This window comes from Mycobacteriales bacterium (genome assembly GCA_040902655.1).
Lineage (GTDB): Bacteria > Actinomycetota > Actinomycetes > Mycobacteriales > SCTD01 > SCTD01.
Window position 1 is genome coordinate 1 of sequence record JBBDWV010000026.1, and the last position, 24,343, is coordinate 24,343.

24 protein-coding genes are annotated in these 24,343 nt (G+C 73.4%); 12 read left to right on the forward strand and 12 right to left on the reverse strand.

Going from position 1 to position 24,343, the window contains the following annotated elements; translation table 11 throughout:
- A partial coding sequence (locus WD794_07890; protein MEX2290231.1) for a hypothetical protein occupies positions 1–746 on the forward strand: 746 nt, incomplete at its 5' end.
- Positions 747–1,003: 257 nt separating this feature from the next.
- Here the strand turns inward: WD794_07890 and WD794_07895 are convergent.
- The 5 genes from WD794_07895 to WD794_07915 form a co-directional block, all read right to left on the reverse strand.
- Positions 1,004–1,270: a metal-sensitive transcriptional regulator gene (locus WD794_07895; GenBank protein ID MEX2290232.1), complete on the reverse strand. Its 267-nt coding sequence runs from the start codon at positions 1,268–1,270 to the stop codon at positions 1,004–1,006.
- Positions 1,271–1,306: 36 nt separating this feature from the next.
- Positions 1,307–1,516 carry a hypothetical protein gene (locus tag WD794_07900; protein ID MEX2290233.1) on the reverse strand — a complete coding sequence of 70 codons (210 nt, stop codon included), beginning with the start codon at positions 1,514–1,516 and terminating at the stop codon, positions 1,307–1,309.
- A 227-nt stretch (positions 1,517–1,743) separates the two neighbouring features.
- Entirely contained in the window at positions 1,744–3,141 is a 1,398-nt protein-coding gene (locus WD794_07905) for a rhodanese-like domain-containing protein (protein ID MEX2290234.1), read from the reverse strand.
- A gap of 25 nt (positions 3,142–3,166) precedes the next feature.
- A complete protein-coding gene (locus WD794_07910; protein MEX2290235.1) occupies positions 3,167–3,400 on the reverse strand; it encodes a rhodanese-like domain-containing protein in 234 nt (77 codons plus the stop codon).
- A gap of 151 nt (positions 3,401–3,551) precedes the next feature.
- Positions 3,552–3,863 (reverse strand): class I SAM-dependent methyltransferase, encoded by a 312-nt coding sequence (locus tag WD794_07915; GenBank protein MEX2290236.1) that lies wholly within the window; start codon positions 3,861–3,863, stop codon positions 3,552–3,554.
- Between the two features lie 223 nt (positions 3,864–4,086).
- Here WD794_07915 and WD794_07920 point away from each other — a divergent pair, with 223 nt between their 5' ends.
- The 5 genes from WD794_07920 (at position 4,087) to WD794_07940 (ending at position 9,332) form a co-directional block, all read left to right on the forward strand.
- Positions 4,087–4,467 (forward strand): DUF202 domain-containing protein, encoded by a 381-nt coding sequence (locus WD794_07920; GenBank protein ID MEX2290237.1) that lies wholly within the window; start codon positions 4,087–4,089, stop codon positions 4,465–4,467.
- Positions 4,464–4,811 carry a DUF202 domain-containing protein gene (locus tag WD794_07925; protein ID MEX2290238.1) on the forward strand — a complete coding sequence of 116 codons (348 nt, stop codon included), beginning with the start codon at positions 4,464–4,466 and terminating at the stop codon, positions 4,809–4,811. Before WD794_07920 ends, WD794_07925 begins: the two co-directional genes overlap by 4 nt.
- A gap of 153 nt (positions 4,812–4,964) precedes the next feature.
- The gene (locus tag WD794_07930; protein ID MEX2290239.1) at positions 4,965–6,743 is read left to right on the forward strand and encodes a glycoside hydrolase family 20 zincin-like fold domain-containing protein; all 1,779 of its coding nucleotides are present in this window, start codon (positions 4,965–4,967) and stop codon (positions 6,741–6,743) included.
- Complete coding sequence (gene nagA / locus WD794_07935; GenBank protein MEX2290240.1) at positions 6,740–7,882, forward strand: N-acetylglucosamine-6-phosphate deacetylase; 1,143 nt, start codon at positions 6,740–6,742, stop codon at positions 7,880–7,882. Before WD794_07930 ends, nagA begins: the two co-directional genes overlap by 4 nt.
- 202 nt (positions 7,883–8,084) lie before the next feature.
- Positions 8,085–9,332 carry an aminotransferase class III-fold pyridoxal phosphate-dependent enzyme gene (locus WD794_07940; GenBank protein MEX2290241.1) on the forward strand — a complete coding sequence of 416 codons (1,248 nt, stop codon included), beginning with the start codon at positions 8,085–8,087 and terminating at the stop codon, positions 9,330–9,332.
- Here the strand turns inward: WD794_07940 and WD794_07945 are convergent.
- From WD794_07945 to WD794_07955, 3 genes are read right to left on the reverse strand one after another with little or no spacing between them, the layout of a single operon-like run.
- Positions 9,309–9,731, reverse strand: a complete 423-nt coding sequence (locus tag WD794_07945) for a hypothetical protein (GenBank protein ID MEX2290242.1) — start codon at positions 9,729–9,731, stop codon at positions 9,309–9,311. The genes WD794_07940 and WD794_07945 overlap by 24 nt on opposite strands.
- A 54-nt stretch (positions 9,732–9,785) precedes the next feature.
- Positions 9,786–10,112 (reverse strand): AAA family ATPase, encoded by a 327-nt coding sequence (locus tag WD794_07950; GenBank protein ID MEX2290243.1) that lies wholly within the window; start codon positions 10,110–10,112, stop codon positions 9,786–9,788.
- 50 nt (positions 10,113–10,162) lie between these two features.
- Positions 10,163–10,372 (reverse strand): hypothetical protein, encoded by a 210-nt coding sequence (locus WD794_07955; GenBank protein MEX2290244.1) that lies wholly within the window; start codon positions 10,370–10,372, stop codon positions 10,163–10,165.
- 208 nt (positions 10,373–10,580) lie between these two features.
- Here WD794_07955 and WD794_07960 point away from each other — a divergent pair, with 208 nt between their 5' ends.
- Positions 10,581–11,765: an exonuclease SbcCD subunit D gene (locus WD794_07960; protein MEX2290245.1), complete on the forward strand. Its 1,185-nt coding sequence runs from the start codon at positions 10,581–10,583 to the stop codon at positions 11,763–11,765.
- Positions 11,762–14,716, forward strand: coding sequence for an SMC family ATPase (locus tag WD794_07965; GenBank protein MEX2290246.1), 2,955 nt, complete (start codon positions 11,762–11,764; stop codon positions 14,714–14,716). The genes WD794_07960 and WD794_07965 overlap by 4 nt, the downstream gene beginning before the upstream one ends.
- Before the next feature lie 26 nt (positions 14,717–14,742).
- Here the strand turns inward: WD794_07965 and WD794_07970 are convergent, their stop codons facing one another.
- A complete protein-coding gene (locus WD794_07970; protein MEX2290247.1) occupies positions 14,743–17,256 on the reverse strand; it encodes a DNA topoisomerase IV subunit A in 2,514 nt (837 codons plus the stop codon).
- Between the two features lie 133 nt (positions 17,257–17,389).
- The gene (locus tag WD794_07975) at positions 17,390–19,468 is read right to left on the reverse strand and encodes a DNA topoisomerase IV subunit B (protein MEX2290248.1); all 2,079 of its coding nucleotides are present in this window, start codon (positions 19,466–19,468) and stop codon (positions 17,390–17,392) included.
- An 83-nt stretch (positions 19,469–19,551) separates the two neighbouring features.
- On the opposite strand from WD794_07975, the gene add reads away from it, so the two are divergent.
- The 4 genes from add (at position 19,552) to WD794_07995 (ending at position 23,006) form a co-directional block, all read left to right on the forward strand.
- The gene (gene add, locus WD794_07980; protein ID MEX2290249.1) at positions 19,552–20,586 is read left to right on the forward strand and encodes an adenosine deaminase; all 1,035 of its coding nucleotides are present in this window, start codon (positions 19,552–19,554) and stop codon (positions 20,584–20,586) included.
- A gap of 155 nt (positions 20,587–20,741) precedes the next feature.
- Positions 20,742–21,227 (forward strand): DUF3145 domain-containing protein, encoded by a 486-nt coding sequence (locus WD794_07985; protein ID MEX2290250.1) that lies wholly within the window; start codon positions 20,742–20,744, stop codon positions 21,225–21,227.
- Between the two features lie 28 nt (positions 21,228–21,255).
- Positions 21,256–21,948, forward strand: a complete 693-nt coding sequence (locus WD794_07990) for a phosphatase PAP2 family protein (protein ID MEX2290251.1) — start codon at positions 21,256–21,258, stop codon at positions 21,946–21,948.
- On the forward strand, positions 21,945–23,006 hold the full coding sequence (locus WD794_07995) for a PHP domain-containing protein (GenBank protein ID MEX2290252.1): 1,062 nt from the start codon (positions 21,945–21,947) through the stop codon (positions 23,004–23,006). The genes WD794_07990 and WD794_07995 overlap by 4 nt, the downstream gene beginning before the upstream one ends.
- Here the strand turns inward: WD794_07995 and WD794_08000 are convergent.
- Both WD794_08000 and WD794_08005 read right to left on the reverse strand, forming a co-directional pair.
- Complete coding sequence (locus WD794_08000; protein ID MEX2290253.1) at positions 22,975–23,808, reverse strand: hypothetical protein; 834 nt, start codon at positions 23,806–23,808, stop codon at positions 22,975–22,977. The genes WD794_07995 and WD794_08000 overlap by 32 nt on opposite strands.
- Positions 23,809–23,935: 127 nt before the next feature.
- Positions 23,936–24,343, reverse strand: coding sequence for a DUF2795 domain-containing protein (locus WD794_08005; protein MEX2290254.1), 408 nt, complete (start codon positions 24,341–24,343; stop codon positions 23,936–23,938).

Genomic DNA, 24,343 nt, shown 5'->3' on the forward strand with positions numbered 1-24,343 from the left:
GGCTCATGAGTCAACGACTACCGCTACGCGCGCATCTTGACGTGAGTCACCAGGGCATCGTCATGGGCAGCGACACCGGAGGTGGCGGGATGACGCGCCAAGTACGTCTGCGCTCCTCTGGTCGTGGTCGAGCGGCCAGATTCGCCGGCCGAGCCGCGCTACTTGGTGGTGTCGCGTGGCTGGCGCTGATACCGGCCGCTGAACTTCACAGGCGAGACCTGCTCGGCTACGACGGCTACAACCGACTCCTCGTCGTCCCCCTGTTGCTCTTCGCCTTGGCTATGTGGCAGGCACCTCGAGCTGGTCTGGCCAACGGCGGTCTCGCACGCGTCGGGTTCACGGCCGCTGCGGTAGGTGCGGCTGTCCTTGCTGCCGGAAACGTCATCGAGTTCTACGGGGTCCTGTTCCAGGATGGCCTGAACGCGTACGCCGCCTCGCAGGCGGATGTCGATGAGCACTGGATCGGCTCCGACATCGGGTGGATCGTCTTCGGCATCGGGATGCTCGTCCTGCTCGTCGGCGGCGTGGTCGCCGCGCTGGGCCTTCGCCACCGCAAGCAGCGCTGGCTGGTCGCGTTCACGGCAGCACTCGGTCTCGGTGTTCTCGGCGGCAATCTGTTCGGCCTGGCTCCAGCGCTCGTGAGCGTGCCGGTGCTCGCTCTGTATGCCGCCGGATGGACCGCCTTCGGGCGTCACCTCCTTCTTCAAGCACCTTCGGTCGCGTCCGGTGCTGCGCCGACGGTGTAGGAGCGGCGGCAACACCGAAAGGCGCCCGTCCACAAGCGCTCATGGCGGGGCTTTCGCGACCACGGGGTGATGCGATCGCCTTGGTCACTGCCTGCCGCTGGCCCATCGTCAGTCCCACGATCAGGACCTATCGGCAGGCTACTCACCAGCCAGGCAGGCACGCTGTACGCGCGCATCGCTGAATGAGGCAACGACCACCCTTACGCGCGCACTTTTGGTGAGCCAACGCGAACCGGCACAGCAACGACCGTGCGCCATCAGGCGAGTGACAGGAAGAGCTTCTCCAACTTCGCGGTGTCGACGTCCGACTGCTCGCTCTCGGGAGCTGACAGGCACTGCTTCAGTCCGCTGGCGACGATGCTGAATCCGGCCTTGTCGAGCGCACGGGACACGGCTGCCAGCTGGGTGACGACGTCCTCGCAGTCACGGCCTTCCTGCAGCATCTTGATGACGCCGCCGATCTGCCCCTCGGCGCGGCGCAGCCGGGTCACGGCGGTCTTGACCGCGTCGTCGTCGAGCTGCATGGCCCCTCCTGGGTTCGGCGTGGTGCTGTTGCTCATTCAACTGCGCCTGAGTGCGTCGTCTTCCCGTACGGGTACGGGTGTCGCGACCTGTGCCACGGTGCGCAGAGCTACGTGCAGGCGGAGCCCGGCGGCGGCGGTCAGTGCGGCCACGACCGCGATCGCGGGGAGGGCCCCGAGCCGGTCGCTGACGAGGCCGGCGATGAGAGCTCCGGCGAGGTAGCCGAGGTCGCGCCAGGGTCGGTACACCCGAGGGCTGCCGGTCGGTCGCTGGGTCCGACGAGGTCGGTGATCGCGGCGAGCACCATGAGTGGGCGCCGAGCAGGAGCAGCGGCACGGCTGTGCGCTCGACGCCGATGGCCGCGCCGAGGAAGGCGTAGACGACGACGAGCAGGCCGAACCGCGCTGAGTTCTCACGCGGTCCGAGCCGGATCTCGCCCGCCGTCGCCCGGGCGCGGCCACCTGCCGTGCCACGTTCACGCTGGCGTCGTCACGACCGGCAGGCCGGCGCCTTCGGCCTCGTTGAACGCCCCGATCACGGCGGTCACGTCCTTGCCGGCCGCGTCGAGGATCGACGCGGCGATGGTGGCGCGGAACCCGCCGGCGCAGTGCACGTGCACCGGCTGGTCTGCCGGGACCTCGTCCGTGCGGTCGAGCAGCTCGTGCAGCGGGATGTGCACGGCCCCCTCCACGTGTCCGTCCTGCCACTCGGCGTTGCGGCGGACGTCGAGGATGAGGACGTCCGGGTCCCGCTCCCGGACGGCGGCGACGTCTTCGAACGTGGCCGTACGGAAGCTGGCGACCCCGCGTTCACCGGCGAGCTGCTCGACGGGTGCCGTGGCCTGCGCGGCGGGTCGATCGATGCCGATGCGGACGAGCTCGCGCTGCGCCTCGGCGACCTGCTCGGGTGAGTCCGCGATGAGCGTGAGCGGGGTGCCCCACGGGATGAGCCAGCCGAGGAAGGTGACCATGTTGCCGTTGGCGTCGAAGCTGTAGCTGCCGGGGACGTGACCGCGGGCGAAGGCGGTCCGGTCGCGCAGGTCCACGACCCACTCGCCGGCGTCGACGCGGCGGCGCAGCTCGTCGGCGTCCGCGTGGTGCACGGGTGACAGGTCGACCGGTGCCGGTCCGGCGAGGTTGGTCGGGCCCATGTGGACGTAGTACGCGGGATAGGCGTCGAACCCGTCGAGCAGACTGCGGACGAAGTCGTCCTCGTCCTGGGTCAGCGCCGGGTTCTGGGTGCGCTGCTGCTCGACGGTGGAGGCGTCGCCGGAGGTGGGGGTGGCCGAGCAGAAGCTCCCGAACCCGTGGGTGGGGAGCACCGCGGCGTCGCCGGGCAGCTCGTCGGCCAGGCGTCGCACGGACGCGTACTGCCGGTGGCTGAGATCCACGGTCAGCTCGGGGGACACCAGGTCGGTGCGCCCGACCGAACCGAACAGCATCGACCCGCCGGTGAAGACCATCGTGGGCCGGTCACCCCGGCCGACGGCGAACGAGACGTGGTGCGGTGTGTGCCCGGGGGTGCCCATGGTGCGGACGGTCATCTGACCGACCTGCCGGACGTCCTCGTCGCAGACCTGGGTGCGCTCGTAGTCAGCCTCGGCCTCGCACGGCACGAGGTAGGGCACGTCGGCCTTGCGGGCGAACTCGAGCCCACCGGTGACGTAGTCGTTGTGCGCGTGCGTCTCGGCGACGGCCGCCAGCTGCACGCTGCGCTGTTCGAGAACCTTCTCGATGCGGTCGATGTCGCGCTGCGGATCGATGACCAGGGCGCTGGTGCCGTCGTCGACGACGTAGCTGCGGTCGCCCAGGCTCGGTGTCTCGACGATGGTGACGGTCAGACCGTCGCGCTGCAGGGTGCTGTGGTCGCTCATGAGATGGCTCCTTCTGCGGTGCAGATCAGTGGCCCGGGGCGCCGGTCTCGACGGGTCGGCCGCTGCGGATCCACGCGCTGGTGCCGCCGGCGACGTTGCGTACGTCGATGCCGGCCCGGTCGAGCAGCTGAGCGGCCTGGGTGCTGCGGCCGCCGCTCTGGCAGGTGACGAACACGGGCTCGCTCTTGCGCACGTCCAGGACGGTGGCGCCGGCCTCGCGGGCGACATCCAGGTCGTCGTTGGCGACCTCGGTCAGCATGGTTCCTCCTTCAGAGCTGCAATGGCGTTAGTACCCCAGGGGGTATCCATTGCAACCCCCTTCGGCCGGAAATGTTCCGGCGTCCACGGCGCCCAGCCCGTGGGCGCCAGTCCCGACGGCACGAAGGCCGGCCCTTGTGCCTGTCGGCCCGCTAGGAGGAGGTAGGTCGACGGGCGAGCAGCAGCGTGTCGACGGCGGTGTCCTCGCCGACCTGCCAGTCGATCTGCAGCCCACGCTCCTGCGCGCGTTGCTGTCCGCGTTGCAGCCCGACCGGGGAGAAGTCCAGCGCCGTGACCGTCCAGCCGCGCGAAACCAGCCACAGCGACATCCGGCCCTCACCGGCAGCGACGTCCAGCGCTCGTCCGGCGGGCACGTTCGCGAGCAGCGACGCGGCCAGCGCGTTCGGTTCGTCCGACCACTGCTGAGCGGCGGCGTACCTGTTGTCCCAGTCCTCAGCGCGCACGCCATGTCCCCTTCCCGGTCGAGCGACGGCGCCACCGTCGGTGCTGCCTGATCCTGGCAGTGACACCGGCCGAGTGTGCCGGAGGCGTCAGGGTGCGAGGCCGCGTCGCCGGGTGGGCGGCGCAGTCGTGCTGCCCCGCGACGACAAGGGCGACGGCGCTGTGCGGAGGTGGCAGCCGGGGCGAGACACTGAGCAACGAGTCGACGGAGAGGCGTCAGATCAGATGAGCAGCGACCACCCGGACGACGGCGAGCCAGCCGGGGAGCGGGAGCCGGACTACCGCTTCACGCTGGCCAACGAGCGCACCTTCCTGGCCTGGCTGCGGACGGCGCTGGCACTGGATGCTGCCGGCATCGCCGCCGTGCACCTGCTGCCGCAGTTGCTCGTGCCGGGAGTGCGGGAGCTCGCCGGCGTGTCGCTGGTGGTGCTCGGCGCCGTCGTCGCCGGCGGTGCGTACTCGCGCTGGCAGTGCTACCAGCAGGCACTACGCCACGGGAGGCCGCTTCCGCCGAGCCGGCTGCCCGCGGTCCTCGTGATCGTCCTGACCGTGGTGAGCGTGCTCGCCGTGGCGCTGCTGGTCGTCGAGTCGGCGGTCGAGTCGTGACCACTGATCGTTTGTTCGACGAGGGCGCGGCGCTCGAGCGCACGCAGATGGCCTGGGCCCGCACCGGCCTCGGGCTGCTGGCGACGTCTGCGATCGCAGCTCGGCTGACGCTCGACGAGTCGACGTGGATGGCCGCAGTGGTGGCGGCTGTCGGAGGCCTGGGCGCCATCGCTCTCCTGCTCGTCGGGCAGAGCCGTTACCGGGCGGTGCACGAGGAGCTCTGGACGTCCGCTTCCGCCGCGACGATCGGGGCTCGGCCCGCAACAGCGGGAGTACGGGCCGCAACATCCGCCGCGATCGTGCTTTCCACGGTGCTCGTGGTGAGCATCGCCCTGAGTGGGTGACACCCGTACGGGCACGGGTACGCCCCCGTTACCGTCCACGTCGGGAGGCGCCCATGCAGCCGGACTCGTCGACGTCGTCGTGATGGGCACGGTGGAGCAGACGATGCGACGGTTCTCGGTGGCTGACAGCTCTGACGACGGACGGGTCGTCACATGTCCGGCGCTGACATGACGTCCGGTCTCTACCCCGAGCCGCGATCCCTGCGGGTGGAGGAGGCGGCTGCGGCGGGCGAGCAGGTCACGGTCATCGACGACTCCTCCTTGCCGACACAGGGCTACTCGATCCGCGCGGACGCTGACGGCGTCGTCGTACGCCATACCGGCGCTGCCGGTCACCGGTACGCGGCGTCGACGCTCCGGCAGCTCCGTGCGGTGTACGGGGGGAGGCTGCCGCGGTGCGAGGTCGTTGACTGGCCCGACCTCCCGGTGCGCGGCTTCCTGCTCGACGTCTCACGGGGGCGGGTGCCGACCCGCGAGACACTCGCCCGGCTGGTCGGCCTGCTGGAACTGGGGCGCTACAACCACCTGCAGCTCCACGTGGAGCACGCCTTCGCCTACGCCCACCACTCCACGGTGTGGCGCGGCAGCTCGCCGCTCACCGGTGCGGACCTCGTATGGCTGGACGACACCTGCAGCGCGGCGGGTATCGAGCTCGCCGCGAACCAGTCGTCGTTCGGGCACTTCGGCCGCTGGCTCGCGCACGAGACGTACCGCTCCCGCGCGGAGTGCCCCTCGGGCTGGGAGCCGGTGCCGGGTCACCCCGCGCCACCGACGGTGCTCGCACCCCGTCCGGAGAACGCCGACTTCGTGCTGTCCCTCCTGCACGAGCAGCTCGGCTTCCTCAGCTCCGACACGGTGAACATCGGCTGTGACGAGACCTTCGAGCTCGGGTGGGGGCGCAGCCGCGACCGGGTGGTCGCCAACGGCGTGGGGAGCGTCTTCGTCGAGCACGTGAACCGCATCGCCCGCCCCCTGCTCCAGCAGGGGCGACGGGTGCTCGCGTGGGGCGACATGCTGGCCAAGCACCCGGAGGCGCTGCCGCTACTCGACAAAGCTGTGACGTCACTGGTGTGGTCGTACGAAGCACCTGGCGCCACGCCGCCGGAGCTCAGCCCACGTCAGGCGAAGCTCGCACAGGCGCTCGGCTTCGAGGGGGGAGCGCCACCGGACTTCGCCTCCCTCGTCGAACCGCACGTCGACGCCGGCCGGGACTTCTGGGTGTGTCCCGGCACGTCGACGTGGAACTCCTTCGTCGGTCGCGGCGAGAACGCCCGGGCCAATCTGCTCGACGCAGCGGTCGCCGGGCGCGACAGCGGGGCCAGCGGCTACCTGGTCACCGACTGGGGCGACAACGGCCACTTGCAGCCGCCCTCGGCCAGCTTCGCGCCCCTGCTGTACGGCGCCGCGGTCGCGTGGTGCGCCCGGACCAACAGCGACCTCGACGTGGCGCCGGTGCTCGACCGTGAGGTGTTCGCCGACGTCGCGGAGCGGCTCGGCGGCAGCGTCGAGCTGCTCGCGAGCGCCGCCGCTGCCACCGGGATCCCCGCGCTGAACGCGAGCCCGCTGTTCAGCCGCGTCCTGCCGAAGGCGCTGTCGTTCGTCGCCTCCGAGGTGGATGCTCGGGGCGCCGCAGCGGCTCTGGAGGCGCTCGATGCCGGCCTGGCGGCGCTCACCGCGGCGCGTCCGCAGTGCGCCGACGGAGATCTGGTCGTCGCCGAGCTGCAGACGGCGGCGCGGCTGGCGCGCGTGGGTGCGCTGCGCCTGCTCGGCGCGGCCGGCGCGCCTCGGTCGGTGGACGAGCAGGATCTGCAGGGCCTGCTCGACGACGTGCGCTCCTGCTGGCTTGCGCGCAGTCGCCCTGGCGAGATGGACGAGAGCCTGCGTCCGCTGCGCGAGGGGCTCGACGCGGGCGCGGAAGGCCCGGCCGGATGATCGGCGTCGTCGGGGGAACGCGGATCGACGCCCTGCCGGACGGCCCTGCCGCGGCGGGTGACCTGGTGCTCGTCGACGGCCGCATCGGTGAGCCCGACGGCGCGCCGGCACGTCGCGCCGACGCGACCGGGCTGCTCGTCGCGCCGGCACTGCTCGACCTGCAGTGCAATGGCTTCGGCGGCATCGATCTCACGCTGGAGCCCGAGCGGTTGTGGGAGGTCGGGACGCACCTGCCCCGGTTCGGGGTCGGTGCGTTCCTGCCCACGCTCGTGTCGGCCGGTGACGTCATCGTCGTTCGGGCGCAGCGGGCGCTCGCGCAGCGTCCCGACGGCTATCGCGGTGCCGAGCCACTCGGCCTGCACCTGGAAGGGCCGCTGCTCGCGAAGGTCCGCCGCGGCGCCCACGCTGCCGAGGCAGTACGAGCGTTGGCCGACACCGATACCGCGTCCTGGTCGCGCCGTGCCGGCGTCGTCTGTGTGACGCTCGCGCCCGAGCTGCCCGGCGTGCTCGACCTCGTGAACGAGCTCTCGCAGCGCGACGTTCTCGTCTCGCTGGGGCACAGTGACGCCACCGCCGAGCAGGCCTCGGCAGCCGTCGACGCCGGTGCCCGCAGCGTGACGCACCTGTTCAACGCGATGCGCCCGTTCGGCCACCGGGATCCGGGGCTTGCCGGAGTAGGCCTGGCCGACCTCAGATTGAGCTGCGGGCTCATCGCCGACGGACTGCACTGCCACCCCACGGCGGTCGCGGCGGCGTGGCGGGCGCTCGCGCCAGACAGGGCAGTCCTGGTCACCGACAGCGTCGCCGCTGCCGGCGGCAGGACGACCGGTTCCACCCTCGGCCGCGAGCGTGTTGTTCTCGAGGGCGACGCGGTACGCACGCGTGCTGGAGTGCTGGCCGGCAGCACCCTGACCCTCGACGCCGCGGTCCGCAACCTGATCCGGTGGACCGGGTGCTCACCGGCCGCGGCGGTACGCGCAGCGACACGTACGCCGGCCGATCTGATCGGCTGCTCTCGTAAGGGGCGGCTGGAGCCCGGCGCAGACGCCGACGTGGTGCTGCTCCACCCGGACCTGACGGTTGCCGCGACGGTGCTGCGGGGCGAGGTCGTGCACGGGGAGGTGCGGTGGAGGTCCTGACATCGCCGGGGTGTCCAGCGCTCGAGCGCACGCGTCGAGATCTGCCGCCACCAGTTCGCTGATCCGCGCCACCGGTGCTTTCGGGTCCGGCGCTGGCAGCGACAGTCGATCGGCTCTACGGTGCACGGGCCCCGGGACGACCGGGATACCGTCCGCCGCCGGAACCCGGTCGCGACCTGCAACCGGCCCGGAGAGGAGCCCCATGCCGCCAGCACCGAGTGCCGCTCCCGCTGTCCCCGCGTTGCTGCACCCCTTCGCCCGACCGGCCGCCCCGGTCGAGTCGTTCATCCGCGTGGTGCGGGGCGAGGGCGCGGCGGTCTTCGACGACCGCGGCCGTCGCTACGTCGATGCCATGGCCTCGCTCTGGTACTGCAACATCGGGCACGGCCGGCGGGAGATCGGCGACGCGGTCGCGGCGCAGATGTGCGAGCTGGAGACCTACCACTGCTTCGACCGGTTCTCGGGACCCCGAGCGGAGGAGTTGGCCCAGCGGCTGTCCGACCTGGCCCCGGTTCCGGGCAGCCGGGTGTTCCTGACCAGCGGAGGCTCGGAGTCCGTCGAGACAGCTCTCAAACTCAGCCGAGCGGCGCACACCCAGGCAGGCAGCCCGGAGAGAACGATCGTGATCAGTCGGGCACCCAGCTACCACGGCGTGACGTACGGCGCCATGGCGCTGACCGGGCTGCCGCTGAACCACGTGGGCTTCGGGGACGGCGTCGCGGACGTCGTGCAGGTCCCCAAGGACGACCTCGACGCGGTGCGGTCCGTGATGGAGGGACACCCCGGCCGGGTGGCCGCGGTGTTCGCCGAGCCGGTCGTCGGCGCCGGCGGGGTCTTTCCACCGGCGCCGGGCTACCTGCAGGGCCTGCGTGCGCTGTGCGACGAATTCGGCGCGCACCTCGTGCTCGACGAGGTGATCTGCGGCTTCGGGCGACTCGGCAGCTTCTTCGGCGGCCAGCACTACGGCGTGCAGGCCGACCTCACCACCTTCGCGAAGGGCGTCACGAGCGGCTATGTCCCCCTCGGGGGCCTTCTCGTCGCTCCCTCCGTGCACCAGGCGCTCGCGGCCGATCCGGCGTTCGTGCTGCGGCACGGCTACACCTACTCGGGCCACGGCGCCGCGTGCGCAGCCGCCCTCGCGTGCCTGGCCATCATGGAGCGCGAGGGCCTGGTGAAGAAGGCGACGGAGATCGGTCACAGGTTGGCGCCCGCCCTGCGGTCGCTGCTGGCGGACGGGCTGGTCAGCGACGTACGCGGCGAAGGTGCCGTCTGGGCTGTGGGCGTTCCGGAGGACCAGGATCTGGTGGCGGTCCGCGACCGGGTCCTGGACGAGGGGGTCATCGTGCGGCCGATCGCGCCGGACACCTTGGCGATGTGCCCGCCGCTGGTCATCGGCGACGAGGACCTCGACCACATCCCCGCGGCGCTACGGGCGGCGCTGACGCGGTGACCGCGCCTCACGCTGCTGCTCGTCGAGCACGCGGGCGAGCTGCTGGATCGCCTGCACGGCAGGCGAATCAGGCGCGTAATCGAGCACGCACATCCCGCGCCGGTCCGCCTCGATGACGGCGTCGTCGTGCGGAATGACCCCCAGCAGCCGACGCCCGCGCTCGGCCGCGAACTCCTCCAGCCGTGGACGGTCCGCCTCCCGGACGCGGTTCCCGACGAAGGCGACGTCGGCGATGCCGAGCTCCACCGCCAGCCGATGGGCGCGGTCCGCCGTCAGCAGCACCTTGGCTGTCGGCTGGAGCACCACGAGCAGCAGATCGGCGTACCGCAGCGTCCCGCCGGCCCAGGACAGGTGCTCCAGGCCCGCCTCCATGTCGGCGACCACGAACGCGTACGGCATGGCCTGCTCGACGTTCTCGATGAAGTCACGGACCGTGACGTGGGCACTGCCCGTTCAACCGCTGCCAGCCTTCTCGGAGCGGGCGCCCAGCAGGATCGTGACGTCGTCCGGGCCGGCCTGGCCGTAGCTCGCCAGCAGTTCGGGAGGTGTCAGGCCACTCGGGACGTGCCGCCTGGGGCCGGACTGGTCGAGCAGTGACCGCATCCGGTCGGAGTCCGCCTCGCCCAGGCCGATGCTCACGCCGAGGTTGGGGTCGGAGTCGGCGTCGATGGCGATGACCTGCTGCCCCTCCCGGGACAGCGTCCGCGACAGCACCGCGGCGATCGTCGACTTGCCGACACCGCCCTTGCCCGCAATCCCCACCCGCATGGGCGACAGCATGCACCCTGAGGGTGCTGCGTGGGAATGTCCGTACGGGCAGCGGGCGCAGGCTACAAGGGTGGCTCGGTGAGTTCGATGTCGTTGCGGACGGCCATGGCGCGCAGGTCGGCGAGGTCGGCCTCGGCGATCTGCGCGATCAGCGGCTCGCCAAGGACCTCGGCCGCCTCGAGCGAGGTGGCCGCCTCCACGACACGCACGCGGAGCTCGGTGGCGAAAGCACTCGGGTCGGCCGACGAAGGGCTCTGCTGTCCAGAGTTCACTGCTCCTCCTCGGATGGTGCATGGCGGGAGGTGCCCGGACCGGGTCGGGCGCCCCCCGGCGAGCCGGCACTGTCGCATCAACGCAGGCCGGCACGCAAGGCGACCGGCAGGGCCGCCGCGGCCAGCAGCACCACCGCCACGAGCAGCAGGACGTGGTGAAGCCGTGTCGTCGGGCGATCCTGTCGGGGGGCGCACCTACCGTCGAGGCATGCGCCTGCTGCACACCTCCGACTGGCACCTCGGCCGCACCCTGCACCGGGCCGACCTGGCCCCGGCCCAGGCCGGCTTCCTGGACTTCCTCGTGGAGACCGTCCGCCGCGAGCGGGTCGACGCGGTCCTGGTCGCCGGTGACGTCTACGACCGCGCCGTTCCGTCGGTCGACGCCGTGGGGCTGTACGACGAGGCGCTGTGCCGGCTCCGGGATGCGGGGGCGCGGGTCGTGGTGACGAGCGGCAACCACGACTCGGCCTCGCGGCTCGGGGTGGGCGCCCGGCTGGTCGACGCGGCGGGGGTGCACGTCCGCACCCGCCCCCAGGACTGCGCGATGCCCGTCCTGCTGGCCGACGACCACGGGGAGGTGGCGGTCTACGGGTTGCCCTATCTCGAGCCCGAGGCGGTCCGCGACCTCCTGCCCGCCGACCCGGCGGGTGCGACCGACCTTCCGCGCGGGCACTCCGGCGTCCTCGGCCGCGCGATGGCCTGTGTGCGGGCCGACGCCGCGCGCCGCCGCGCCCGCTCCGTCGTGCTCGCCCACGCCTGGGTCACCGGCGGGGAGCCCAGCGACAGCGAGCGGGACATCCGGGTCGGCGGTGTCGGCGACGTGGGTGCGGCGCTGTTCGACGGCATCGACTACACGGCGCTGGGTCATCTGCACGGCGCGCAGGTGCTCCGTGCGGGGCTGCGCTACAGCGGCTCGCCACTGGCCTACTCCTTCTCGGAGGCGGCCCACGTCAAGGGCTGCTGGCTGGTCGAGCTCGACGCCGCCGGGCTGGGGCGCGTGGAGCAGGTCCCGGCGCCCGTCCCGCGCCGGTTGTCCGCCCTGCGTGGCGCGCTGGCCGACCTGCTGGGCGACCCCTCGCTCGCCGACCGGGAGTCGGACTGGCTGTCGGTGGTGCTCACCGACGCCGTCCGGCCGGAGGACGCGATGGTGCGGTTGCGCTCCCGCTTCCCACACGTGCTGGTCCTGGACTGGCAGCCGGCGGGCGCCGTCGCCGACGAGCGCAGCTACGGCACCCGCGTCGCGGGTCGCGACGACCTGGAGGTCGTCACCGAGTTCGTCCGGCACGTGCGCGGCGGCGGCTCCACCTCTACCGTCGGAGCGGCCGACGAGCGGGACCGGGCGCTGCTGCAGCAGGCGCTCGACGCGGTCCGGCTCGCGGCGGTGGCCGGATGAGGCCGCACCGGCTGCGGTTGCGGGCCTTCGGGCCGTTCCCGGAGGAGGTGGTCGTCGACCTCGACGCCCTCGCCGCCAGCGGCCTGTTCCTGCTGCACGGCGAGACCGGTTCGGGCAAGACGACGTTGCTCGACGGCATCGGCTTTGCGCTCTATGGCCGGGTGCCGGGTGCGCGCGGCAAGTCCGGCCGACTGCGCTCGGACCACGCCGACCAGAGCGTCCGTACCGAGGCCGAGCTCGAGGTCACGCTGGGCGGCCGGCGCTGGCGCATCACGCGCAGCCCGGCGCAGGAGCGGGCCAAGAGCCGCGGCACCGGCACCACCACCGAGCCGGCGCGGGTGCACCTCGAGGAGCTGCGCGGCGGTTCGTGGAGCTCGGTGTCCACCCGCATCGACGAGGCGGCGGCCGAGCTCGACCCGCTGCTGGGCATGAGCGCGGACCAGTTCTTCCAGGTCGTGCTGCTGCCGCAGGGCGAATTCGCCCGCTTCCTGCGCGGTGACAGCAGGGAGCGCGGCGAGCTGCTGCAGCGGCTGTTCGCGACCGAGCGGTTTCAGGCGGTCGAGGCCTGGCTGGTCGCCCGCCGCATCAGCACCTCCTCGGCGGTCGCCGCCGCGCGCCAGCAGCTCGAGGTGCTGGCGGCCCGGCTCGCGCAGGCGGCGGGCACCGAGCTGCCCGACCCGCTGCCGCCCGGCTGGGAGCGGGCGCAGCTCCAGGCCGCCGAGGCCGCGCTCGACACCGCCCGGGTGGGCGCCGCCGAGGCCGTTCGCGCGCGCGACACGCGACGCGCGGAGGCCGAGCAGGCCTCCCGGCTGGCCGGCCTGCAGGCACGCCGCCGCAGTGCGCTCACGGGGCGCGTGGCGCTGGAGGCGGCGCGCCCGGCCGCCGACGCGCTGCGGGGGGTGGGGGGGGGGGCGGGCCGCGCCGCCGAGCTGCTGGCCGTGCTCGACGACGCGGCCGAGCGGGAGGCGGCGCACCGCGCGGCGACCTCGGCCGAGTCCTCCGCGCGGGCGCTGCTCGCGCCGGCCGGGCTCCCGGTCGAGGCGACGCCGGCCGTGCTCGGCGCGAGTGCCGACGCCGCCCGCCGCCGGACCGGGCGGCTCGAGTCGCTGCGCAGCGTGTCCGACGCGCTCGACACCGAGCGGGACCTGCAGGCCGCGGCCGGAGCGGAGGCGGCCGAGGCGGCCACTGCCCTGGAGGCGCTGCGCAGCGAGTTGGCGGCGCTGCCGGAGCAGCGGGCCGAGTTGCGGCAGGCGCTGGAGGCGGCGCGGGCGGCCGCCGAGCACCTGCCGGCGGTCGAGGCCCGGGCCGGCGCGCTGTCCACGGCGTTGGGCGAGGCGCGCGGGCTGCGGGATTCCCGGGTGCGGCAGGAGTCGCTGCGTGAGGAGCACGTCCTGGGCCGCGAGACGCTGGTGTCGTTGCGGGAGAAGGAGCACGACCTGCGGGAGGCGCGGTTCGTGTCGATGGTGGCCGAGCTGGCGGGCCGGCTGGAGGACGGCGCCCCTTGCGAGGTCTGTGGCGCCACCACCCATCCCGACCCCTACGAGGGCCTCGGCGGGGGTGTCACCCGCGACGATGAGGACCGGGCCCGGCTGGAGGCCGAGCAGGCCGCGCGGGAGGTGGCCGACGTGGAGGCGCGGCTGGCGGCCGAGGTCGCCACCGCCCAGGGTCACCTCGAGCGGCTGGCGGGTCACGACCCGGAGGTCCCCGCCCTCGAGCGGGCGGCGCAGGACGCCCTGCGCGAGCTCGGCGCGCTGCGGGCGACGGCCGCGACTCTGGCCGGCGCCACGGACCGGCTGGAGCAGCTCGACCGGCGGCAGGCCGCGGCGGAGGCTGCGGCCGCGCGGCTCGAGGGGGAGCGGGGGGCCGCGCAGCGGCGGGGCGCCGAGGCGGCGGCCCGCGCCGAGACCGCTGTCCTGCGGCTGCGCGACGAGCTGGACGGCGCCGCCGACCTGCCGACCGCGCTCGCGGCCGCCGAGGCCGAGGCCGCTGCCTGCGACGCCGTCCGGGAGGCCGCCGCAGCGACGGAGCGCAGCTGCGCCGAGGCGGTGCGCACCGCGGGCGCCGCGGCGGCGGCCGCCAGCGCTGCCGGCTTTGCCGACGTGGCGCAGGCCCGGGCGGCGCTGCGGCCGGCGCCCTGGCGGGAGGACGCCGAGCGGCGCTGCCGCGCCCACGACGACGAGCTGGCTGCCCTCGGGGCGGCGCTGGCCGACCCCGAGCTCGTCGGGCTGCCCGAGCAGCCGGTCGACCTGGCGGCCGCGACGGCGGCCGTGCAGGAGGCGGACGTCCTGGTGCGGAAGCTCAGCGGAGTCGAGGCAGCCGCCGCCGGGCGGCTCGGTCAGCTGGCCGAGCTCGCACCGGCGCTGAGTGCCGCCGCCGACGCGTTGGTCCCGCTCGAGCAGGAGGCCGGCCACGTCCGCCGGCTGGCCGACCTGTGCTCGGGCGGCGGCGGCAACGCCCTGAGGATGACGCTGACGTCGTTCGTGCTGGCCGCCCGGCTCGAGGAGGTCGCCGCCGTGGCCAGCGCCCGGCTGTTGCGCATGACGCAGGGCCGCTACCGCCTGGTGCACACCGACGGTGCGGCCAAGGGCGGCGCGCGTTCCGGGCTGGGCCTGCTGGCCCGGGACAGCTGGACGGGTCAGGATCGGGAGACCAGCACGCTGTCCGGCGGTGAGACCTTCCTCGCCTCGCTGGCCCTCGCGCTGGGCCTGGCCGACGTCGTGCAGGCCGAGGCGGGCGGCACCCGGATCGAGGCGTTGTTCGTCGACGAGGGCTTCGGCACTCTCGACGAGGACACCCTCGACGAGGTGATGGACGTGCTCGACGGCCTGCGCGAGGGCGGCCGCGTCGTGGGGCTGGTCAGCCACGTCGCCGAGCTGCGGGCCCGGATCCCCGCGCAGGTGCACGTCCGCAAGACCCGGCGCGGCAGCGACGTGCGGTTGCTCGGCTGCTGACCGGGCCCCGGCGGGCCCGGCGGGCCTCAGCGGTGCGGGCGCCCGACGGCCGAAGGCGGCCTGTCGACCGGGGTGCCTGAGCCGTCGCGCCGGCCGTAGGTCGCCGGTAGCTCCACCGGATCGCCCGAGGCCGCGGCGGCCCACGCCGGACCGCGGCCGGCCCAGCCGAGCACCAGCAGCGCCTCGCCGGACAGCAGCCGCTGGCAGCGCACGCCGCCGGTCGCGCGCCCCTTGCGCGGGTATTCCGACAGCGGCGTCACCTTCACGCTGGACACCACGCCGACGCCCTTGCCGCGGCCCTCCGGCGGTAGCCCGCCGCCGGAGACGACGACCGGCTCGTCGACCACGTCGAGCATCCCCTCCGGCGGAGCCAGCGAGACCGCGCTGAAGCCGACGAGGACGGCACCGGGGGTCAGCTTCATCCCGGCCATGCCACCGGCCGAACGACCCTGAGGTCGTACCGCCGACGCCGGAAAGCGCAGCAGGTCCCCGGTGGAGGCGAACAGCACCAGCTCCTCCTCGCCGTCCACCAGCTCGGCCGCGCCGACCACCTCGTCCCCCGGCTTGAGCGCGACGATCTCGACTGCCTCGCCCTTGCTGGGCCACTCCGGTGCGACCCGCTTGACGACCCCCTGTGTGGTGGCCAGCGCGATGCCCGGTCCGTCGGCGGGCAGGGCGGACAGCGCGAGGACGCGCTCGCCCCGCTCGATCGCCGCGAACTCCGACGCCGGAGCACCTCCGCGCAGTGACAGGGCGCCGGTCGTGACGGCCGGCGCGTTCGGCAGGTCGAGCACGCCGACGCGGAGCACCCGCCCGGCGGACGTGATCAGCCCGACTGTCCCGCGGGTGGTCGACCGTGCCACCGACACGATGACGTCATGCCGGCTGCGGCCGGTGCGCTTGCGTCCGGAGGTGTCCTCCGGGTCGGCGTGCAGGGGGGTACGAGCCAGCAGCCCCGCGCTGGACAGCACCACGTCGCACGGCTCGTCGGCGACCTCCAGGCTCGCGGCCCGCTGCGTGACGAGCGCCTTCAGGTCGCCGCCGACCAGCACGGTCCTGCGTGCGGTGCCGTGCTCCGCCGCCACCTCCGCGAGCTCGTCGGCGAGAACTCCCCGCAGCAGCACCGGGTCGGCGAGAATCCCCTCCAGGTAGCCGATCGTCTCGCGCAGCGATGCGAGCTCGGCCTCGAGCTTGGCCACCTCGAGCGCGACCAGCCGGCGCAGCTGCATGTCCAGCACGTAGCCGGCCTGCAGGTCCGTCAGCCCGATCAGGGCGACCAGCGACGCCCGCGCCTCGCCGACGTCCTGCGAGCCGCGGATGATGCGTACGACCTCGTCGATGTCCATCAGCGCGAGAAGCAGGCCCTCGACCAGGTGGGCCCGCTCCTGCGCCTTGCGCAGCCGGAAGCGGGACCGCCGCGTGACGACGTCGACCCGGTGGTCGAGGAAGACCTGCAGCAGGTCCTTCAGCCCCAGGGTGCGCGGCTGCCCGTCGACCAGCGCGACGTTGTTGATGCCGAAGGACTCCTCCAGCGGCGTCAGCCGGTAGAGCTCGGCCAGCACCGCCTGCGGGTTGAAGCCGGCCTTGACCTCGAAGACCAGGTGGGTGCCGAGCTGCCGGTCGGTGAGGTCTTTGACGTCGGCGATGCCCTGCAGCTTCTTGCCGGTGACGAGCTCCTTCACCTTGGCGATGACCCGCTCCGCGCCGACGCCGTACGGCAGTTCGGTCACCGTGATGCTCGACTTGCCGCGGGGGAGCGGGCCCACCTCGGCGGTGGCGCGCATCCGCACGACCCCGCGACCGGTCTCGTACGCCGTACGCACCTCGCTCATGCCGAGCAGCTGCCCGCCGGTGGGCAGGTCCGGCCCGGGCACGAAGCGCATCAGGTCGTCGAGGTCGGCGTCCGGGTGGGCCAGCAGGTGGCGCGCGGCGTCGACGACCTCGACGAGGTTGTGCGGGATCATGTTGGTGGCCATCCCGACCGCGATGCCGGACGTGCCGTTGACGAGCAGGTTGGGCATCGCGGCGGGCAGCACCGACGGCTGCTGCAGCGACCCGTCGTAGTTGTCCTCGTGGTCGACGGTCTCCTCGTCCAGCCCGTCCGTGAGGAGCAGAGCGGCTGCTGTCAAACGACATTCGGTGTACCTGCTGGCGGCTGCGCTGTCGTCGGGGCTTCCCCAGTTGCCGTGCCCGTCGATGAGCGGCACCCGCATGGCGAACGGCTGCGCCAGGCGCACCATCGCGTCGTAGATCGCGCTGTCGCCGTGCGGGTGGTAGCGGCCCATGACGTCGCCCACGACGCGGGCGCTCTTGACGTACGGCCGATCGGGACGCAGGCCGGAGTCGGCCATGGAGTACAGGATCCGGCGGTGCACCGGCTTGAGCCCGTCGCGCGCGTCGGGCAGCGCGCGGGAGTAGATGACCGAGTAGGAGTAGTCGAGGTAGCTGGACTCGATCTCGTCGACGACCGAGGTGTCGAGGATCGTCCCCTCGCCCTCGAAAGGGGGGATGTGGCTCGAGGAGCTCCGCTTGCGCGCCATCAGCGCTGCACCTCCTTGTGCCCTGCTGAGCCCTTGTGCCCTGCTGAGTCCTTGTGTCCTGCTGAGTCCTTGTGTCCTGCTGAGAGGACAGGGGCGCCACAGGGGGAGCAGGACACAAGGGTGGGGGGCAGGGTCATGTGTCCAGCAGCTCTCGGTTGACCCGCGAGGCGCTGCTGACGATGAAGTCGCGGCGCGGCGCGACGTCGTTGCCCATGAGCAGCTCGAGCACCCGCTCCGCCGCATCGAGGTCGCCCTCGTTGATCCGCCGCAGGGTGCGGGTCGCCGGGTGCATCGTCGTCTCCGCCAGCTGGTCGGGGTCCATCTCGCCGAGGCCCTTGTAGCGCTGGATCTGCCCCTTGACCTTCGCGCCGCGGGCCGCGATCTTGCGCAGCTCGTCCTTTCGCTGCTTCTCGCTGTAGGTGTAGATCGGCTCCTTCGCGCCGGCCACCTCGATGCGGTGCAGCGGCGGCACCGCGGCGAACAGACGCCCGCTCTCGAGCACCGGCCGCATGTAGCGGGCGAACAGCGTGATGAGCAGGCAGCGGATGTGCGCACCGTCGACGTCGGCGTCCATCATCAGGATCACCTTGCCGTAGCGCATCTGCTCGAGGTCGAAGGTGCGTCCGGTCCCGGCGCCGACGACCTGGATGATCGAGGCGCACTCGGCGTTGGAGAGCATCTCGCTGACGCCGGCCTTCTGGACGTTGAGGATCTTGCCGCGCAGCGGCAGCAGCGCCTGGAACTCGCTGTTGCGCGCGAGCTTGCCGGTGCCGAGCGCGCTGTCACCCTCGACCAGCCACAACTCGGTGCGGCTGACGTCGGTGGAGCGGCAGTCGGCGAGCTTCGCCGGCAGCGTCGAGGTCTCGAGCGCGGTCTTGCGGCGGGCCGCGTCCTTGCTCGCCCTGGCGGCCTGCCGGGTCTTGGCGGCCGCGGCGACCTTGTCGAGGATCGTGCGCGCCTGCGCCTTGCGCTTCTTGTTCTCCAGGAACTCCGTGCGAAGCCCCCGTCCGACGACGTCGGCCACGATCTTGGTGACGCCGGGGGTGCCGAGCTCGTCCTTGGTCTGCCCGAGGTACTGCGGCTCGGGCACCTTCACCGTCACCACGGCGGTCAGTCCCTCGAGGACGTCATCCTTGATCACCGGGTCGTCGTTGGCCCGCAGCACGCGCGCGGCCTTCATCGCGTCGTTCAGCGTGCGCAGCAGCGCGCGCTCGAAGCCGTTCTGGTGGCTGCCGCCGTGCGGTGTTGCGACGACGTTGCAGAACGTCTGCACCCGGGTGTCGTAGCCGGTGCCCCAGCGCAGGGCGACGTCGACCTCGCAGTGCCGCTCGACCACCGTGGTCACCATGTGGCCCTGGTCGTCGAGCACCGGGACCGTCTCCTTGTAGTTGCCCGATCCGAGGATGTGCACCGGGTCGCACACCGCCCCGTCGACGGCGAGGTGCTCGACGAAGTCGGCGGTGCCGCCGTCGAAGCGGAAGCTCTCCTCCACCAGCTCGCCGGAGCGCCGATCCAGCATCGCCAGCGTCAGCCCTGGTACGAGGAAGGCCGTCTGGCGCAGCCGGTCGTGCAGCTGGTCGACGTGGACGGCCGAGCCCTTGCTGAACAGCGGCAGGTCGGGCCACCAGCGCACGCTCGTGCCGGTCGCCGTCCGGGGCGCCTTGCCGGCCACGGACAACCCGTCCCGCGGCGTGAACGCGGCCGTCGGCCCGTCGCCCGCGAAGACCCCCGGCACGCCGCGGCTGAAGGACATCGTGTGCACCCGGCCACCGCGGCGTACGACCACGTCGAGCCGGACCGACAGCGCGTTCACGACGCTGGCGCCGACGCCGTGCAGGCCGCCGGAGGTCTTGTAGCCGCCGCCGCCGAACTTGCCACCGGCGTGCAGCTTGGTCATCACCAGCTCGACGCCGGTCAGCCCGCTCCTGGGCTCGAGGTCGACGGGGATGCCGCGGCCGTCGTCGCCGACCTCGACCGAGCCGTCGGCGTGCAGGGTCAGCTCGATCCGGTTGCAGTGGCCGGCCAGGGCCTCGTCGACGGCGTTGTCGATGATCTCGTAGGCCAGGTGGGTCAGACCCTTGGAGTCGGTCGAGCCGATGTACATGCCCGGGCGCTTGCGGACCGCCTCGAGGCCCTCGAGGACGGACAGGTGCTGGGCGGTGTAGCCGCTCTCTCGGCTGGGCGGAGGAGGGGCAGGGGAGGGCTGCGTCATGTCCCCGTCATTGTGGCCGATGCGGCAGGCGCCCGGGTGCTGCGACACGACCCCGGTGCAGCCGATGGGGCAGGATTTCCGGCGTGCGCGACCTGGCCCGGCTCCCCAAGGCGCACCTGCACCTCCACCTCGCGGGCGCGATGCGGCCGGCCACCCTCGTCGAGCTCGCCGCCCAGCAGGGCCGGCGGCTGCCGGCGGAGCTGTTGGACCCTGCCGGTGCGCGGCTCGACGTCACGGCGCGGCGCGGCTGGTCCCGCTTCCAGCGGCTGTACGACGCCGCCCGCGACGTGCTGGCCGGCCCCGACGAGGTGCGCCGGCTGGTGCGGGAGATCGCCGAGGACGAGCGATCGGCCGGCTCCGGCTGGGTGGAGGTGCAGGTGGACCCCTCCTCGTACGCCGCCCGGCTCGGCGGGTTGCAGGCGACGGTGGAGGTGGTGCTCGACGCGATGGCCGACGCCGCCGCCGCGACGGGAGTCGGGATGGCGCTGGTGGTCGCGGCCAACCGCACCCGGCATCCGGGCGACGCGGAGACGTTGGCGCGGCTGGCACGCAGGTTCGCCGATCCCCCGGGGAGCGGCCCCGGCGTGGTCGGCTTCGGGCTGTCCAACGACGAGACGAAGGGCCGCCCGGAGGAGTTCGCCAAGGCGTTCCGGATCGCGCGTGAGGCCGGCCTGCTCTCGGTGCCGCACGCGGGAGAGCTGCGGGGGATCCGGAGCGTGATCGGGGCCGTGGAGGTGCTGCGGGCCGACCGGCTCGGCCACGGTGTCCGCTCCGTCGAGGACCCGACGACGGTCCGGCTGCTCGCCGGTCGGGGCGTGGTGCTGGAGGTCTGTCCGGCCTCCAACGTCGCGCTCGGGGTGGCGGGCGCGGTGGAGCTGGTGCCGGTACGCCAGCTGCGCGAGGCGGGGGTGCCGGTGGCGCTCGGTGCCGACGACCCCCTGCTGTTCCGCTCCGGGCTGCTCGAGCAGTACGCCGCGGTGCGCGCCCAGCAGGGGCTGGACGACGCGGCGCTGGCCGGCCTCGCGGGGGACGCGGTGCGCGGAAGCGCGGCGCCGCCGGAGCTGAAGGCGCAGCTGCTCGGCGGCATCGACGCCTGGCTGGCCGCGCCTGCGACCTGACCCTGGGAGGCCCGGGGAGACGACAAACGCAGCAGGGTGGCAGAGGACTGGCCACGCAGCGTCATCAGTGGCACCATGGGTCACAGCAGTCACAGCACGGACGCCGCTGGACGAGGCCGCTGGGGAAGGCGCACCTCGACCCACCAGGAGGCACCGTGTCCGCCGGCGTGCTCTACGTCCACTCCGCTCCGCCTGCGCTGTGCCCCCATGTCGAGTGGGCGGTGGCCGCGGAGCTGGGCACCCGTGCCCGGATGGAGTGGAGCGACCAGCCGTGCGCGCCGGGCCAGCTCCGGGCCGAGATCAACTGGCGCGGTCGCCCCGGCACGGCCGGGCGGTTGGCGGCTGCGCTGCGCGGCTGGAGCGTGCTGCGTTACGAGGTCACCGAGCAGGCCAGCCCGGGGCTGGACGGCGAGCGGTACGCCGTGACGCCGACGCTGGGTGCCTTCCGCGCCGTCATGAGCGCGAACGGCGATGTGCTCGTGGGGGAGGACCGGCTCCGGGCGCTGCTCGGGACGGCGACCGGAGCCCAGCTCGCGCAGGGTCTCGACGGCCTGCTCGGCGCGGCCTGGGACGCCGAGCTGGAGCCGTTCCGGGAGGCCGGCGACGGTGCGCCGGTGACCTGGTTGCACCAGGTGGTGTGAATCCCGGCGATCTGATCAGGCTGGTCCTGTGACGAGGGCGCAGGAGTGGGCCGGGCTGCGGCTCGCCCTCGGGTTGCTGGGGGCTCTGGTCGTGCTGGTCGCGGCGGTGCCGCTGGCCGTCCTCGTGCGGGCCGCGCACCCGGGGGTGGTCCAGGCCGATCTCGGCGTCTCGGTCGCCGCCGCGCGCGCCGTCGGGGAGCACGACGCGCTGCTGCGCGCGGCGCAGGGCGTCACGCTGCTCGGCGACCCGTTCCTGCTCACCGCGGCCACGGCAGGAATCGCGCTCGTGCTGTTCCGGCGCGGCCGGGCGCGCCTCGCGCTGTTCGTCCTCGCGGCCCGGCTCGGCGCGGTCGTGCTGTCCAGCGGGCTCAAGCTCGCCGTCGACCGGACCCGGCCGGTCTTCGACGAGCCGGTGGCGACCGCCCTGGGGGCGTCCTTCCCCAGCGGCCACGCCCTGGGCGCCGCCGCCTTCTGGGCGACCGGCGCGGTGCTGCTGCAGCCCTACGTCCGCCGCGTCCGGCTGCTGTTCACCGCCGCTGTGGCCGTCGCGGTCCTGGTCGCGGTCAGCCGGGTGCTGCTGGGGGTGCACTTCCCCAGCGACGTCACCGCCGGGTTGTTCATCGGACTCGGCTGGGCGGCGCTGTGCACAGCGGTCTTCGCCGCCTGGCGGGCCGAGGAGGGCCGCCCGGTGGACGTCGCGCAGGAGGGGATCGGCCGGTGAGCGGGCAGCGCGACCCCGCGGCGGACCTGCGCAGCATCGCCTTCTGCCTGGAGCGGGCGCTGGAGCCGAGCTTCCGGGTCCGGGCGTTCCGGACCGCCGCCGCGACGGTGGACGCGGTGCCGCGTCCCGAGCTGGAACAGCGCGCGCGAACCGGGGGCCTCGAGGAGCTGCCCGGCATCGGGAAGGTCACTGCGACGGTGGTCCGCGAGGCCCTGGACGGTGCGGAACCGGTCTACCTGAGAAGGGTCCGCACCCTCGGCGACACCCCGGTCAGCGAGGGTGCGGCCGCGCTCAGGTCGGCGCTCAGGGGCGACTGCCACACCCACTCCGACTGGTCGGACGGTGGTGCGTCGATCGAGGAGATGGCCCGGGCCGGCCGGGCGCTCGGCCACCGCTACCTGGTGCTCACCGACCACTCGCCGCGGCTGACGGTGGCCCGCGGCCTGAGCGCGGAGCGGCTCGGCGAGCAGCTCGACGTCGTCGCCGCGCTCAACGACCGCTTCGCGCAGGAACCGGGCCCGCCCTTCCGGCTGCTGACCGGCATCGAGTGCGACATCCTCGAGGACGGCAGCCTGGACCAGTCGCCCGAGCTGCTGGCCCGCCTCGACCTCGTCGTCGCCAGTGTGCACGGCACGCTGCGGATGCCGCACGACGACATGACCGCCCGGATGGTGGCCGCCATCAGCAATCCGCACACCGATGTGCTGGGCCACTGCACGGGCCGGAAGGTCAGGGGCCACGGCCGCGGCGGCCGGGGCCGGCCCGAGTCGGAGTTCGACGCCGAGCTGGTCTTCGCGGCGTGCGCGCAGTTCGGCGTGGCGGTGGAGGTCAACAGCCGGCCGGAGCGGCTCGACCCGCCCAAGCGGCTGCTGCGGCTGGCGGTCGAGGCGGGCTGCCGCGTCGCGATCGACACCGACGCCCACGCGCCCGGGCAGCTCGACTGGCAGCACCTGGGCTGCGAACGGGCCTACCTGTGCGGCATCACGCCCGAACAGGTGGTCAACGCCTGGGGGATCGACCAGCTGCTCAGCTGGACCCGGCGCGCTGCATCGGGATGAGCGCGAGCACCGGGTCGGCGAGCAGGTGCAGGCAGGCGTCGGAGAGGGCGTCGGCGACGAGCAGCGCGCAGGCGGCGTCCAGGCACAGCTCCAGCACCCGCTGGCCCTCGCGGTCGTGTGCGGTGGACGCGCGGCAGGTCGGGCACGGGCGCAGCAGCCCTTCGGTACCGGAGCGGCGTACCAACGTCCAGGTGCGGCGGCGGCTGGTGAGGACGGCGGCGTCGAAGGCGGTCTGCGCAGCCTGCGCGCGGTCCGCCTCCGCGACGAAGGAGCGGTCGACCAGCGCCTCGAACAGCGCCCGGCCGGATGCGTCGTGGCAGCGGACGGACAGGCCGGGCAGCGTCGACAGCAGCGTCTTGACCTGCTCCGCCCGGGGACCCAGGTCCGGCTCGTCGACGGTGGGTGTCGGGAAGACGGTGTGCCAGGGTCGCAGCAGGGCGGTGTGCTGGTGCCTGGTGAGGACCGGGCGGGCGTAGCTGGCAGCGATGGCGTCGCGGACCGCCTTGAGCGCCCGGATGGTCACGGTGGCGTCCACCAGGACGTACGCCGCGGTGCCCGCCAGGTCGTCGGCGAACAGCGCGGTGAGGGCGTCGAAGGCGGCCAGTACCTCGACCACCAGCGGGCTGTCCGGGCTGAGGGCACGGCCGCGCGCCTCCGCCAGGGCCGGGCTGTTGACCCAGGCGTCGGCCAGCGCGACCAGGTGGCCGTCCCCGATGTGCGGCAGCTGCGCCAGGACGCCGAGGATCTCCGGGAGGTTCGCGTGCTCCTCCAGCCGGCTGACCGTGACCGCATGCCTGCCCATGGCCGTGCTCCCGTCCGCTGACGTGTCGCTTCCTGCTTGAGTCTGCGGCACGGCAGGGGCTGAACTGGAGCATTCCGCGCGGAAAGATGTCACGAACAACCCGAACGGGTCCCCTGCGGGTGGTCTGTCAGAAGCGGTGGCCCTCCACGTGGCCCCCACTGAGCGCCGCCCACAACTCCTGCAGGTTCGCGTAGCTCTGCCCGGGCGGCAGCTGCCGCAGCGGAGCGAGGACGGTCTCCGTGGCGTCGTTCTCGGTCGCGGCGGCGAGCACCTGCTCGCTGGTCGCCGGCCAGATCCGGCCGAGGACACCGGCCAGCTCGCTGCGCTGTGCGACGTCCTGCTCCGTCATGCCCTCCGGCACGCCTCCGGCCAGGGTGCTGTGGGGCGCCAGGTCCACGTCGGGCTGGTCCTCCCCGGAGGGCTCCGGGGAGTTCCAGTCGGCCCGGTTGTCGTGGCCGGACCGGACCAGCCCGCCGACCTCGGCGCCCAGAGCGTCGTCCTTGCGTGCGCTGTGCTTGTCGCTGCCTCGTTGCAT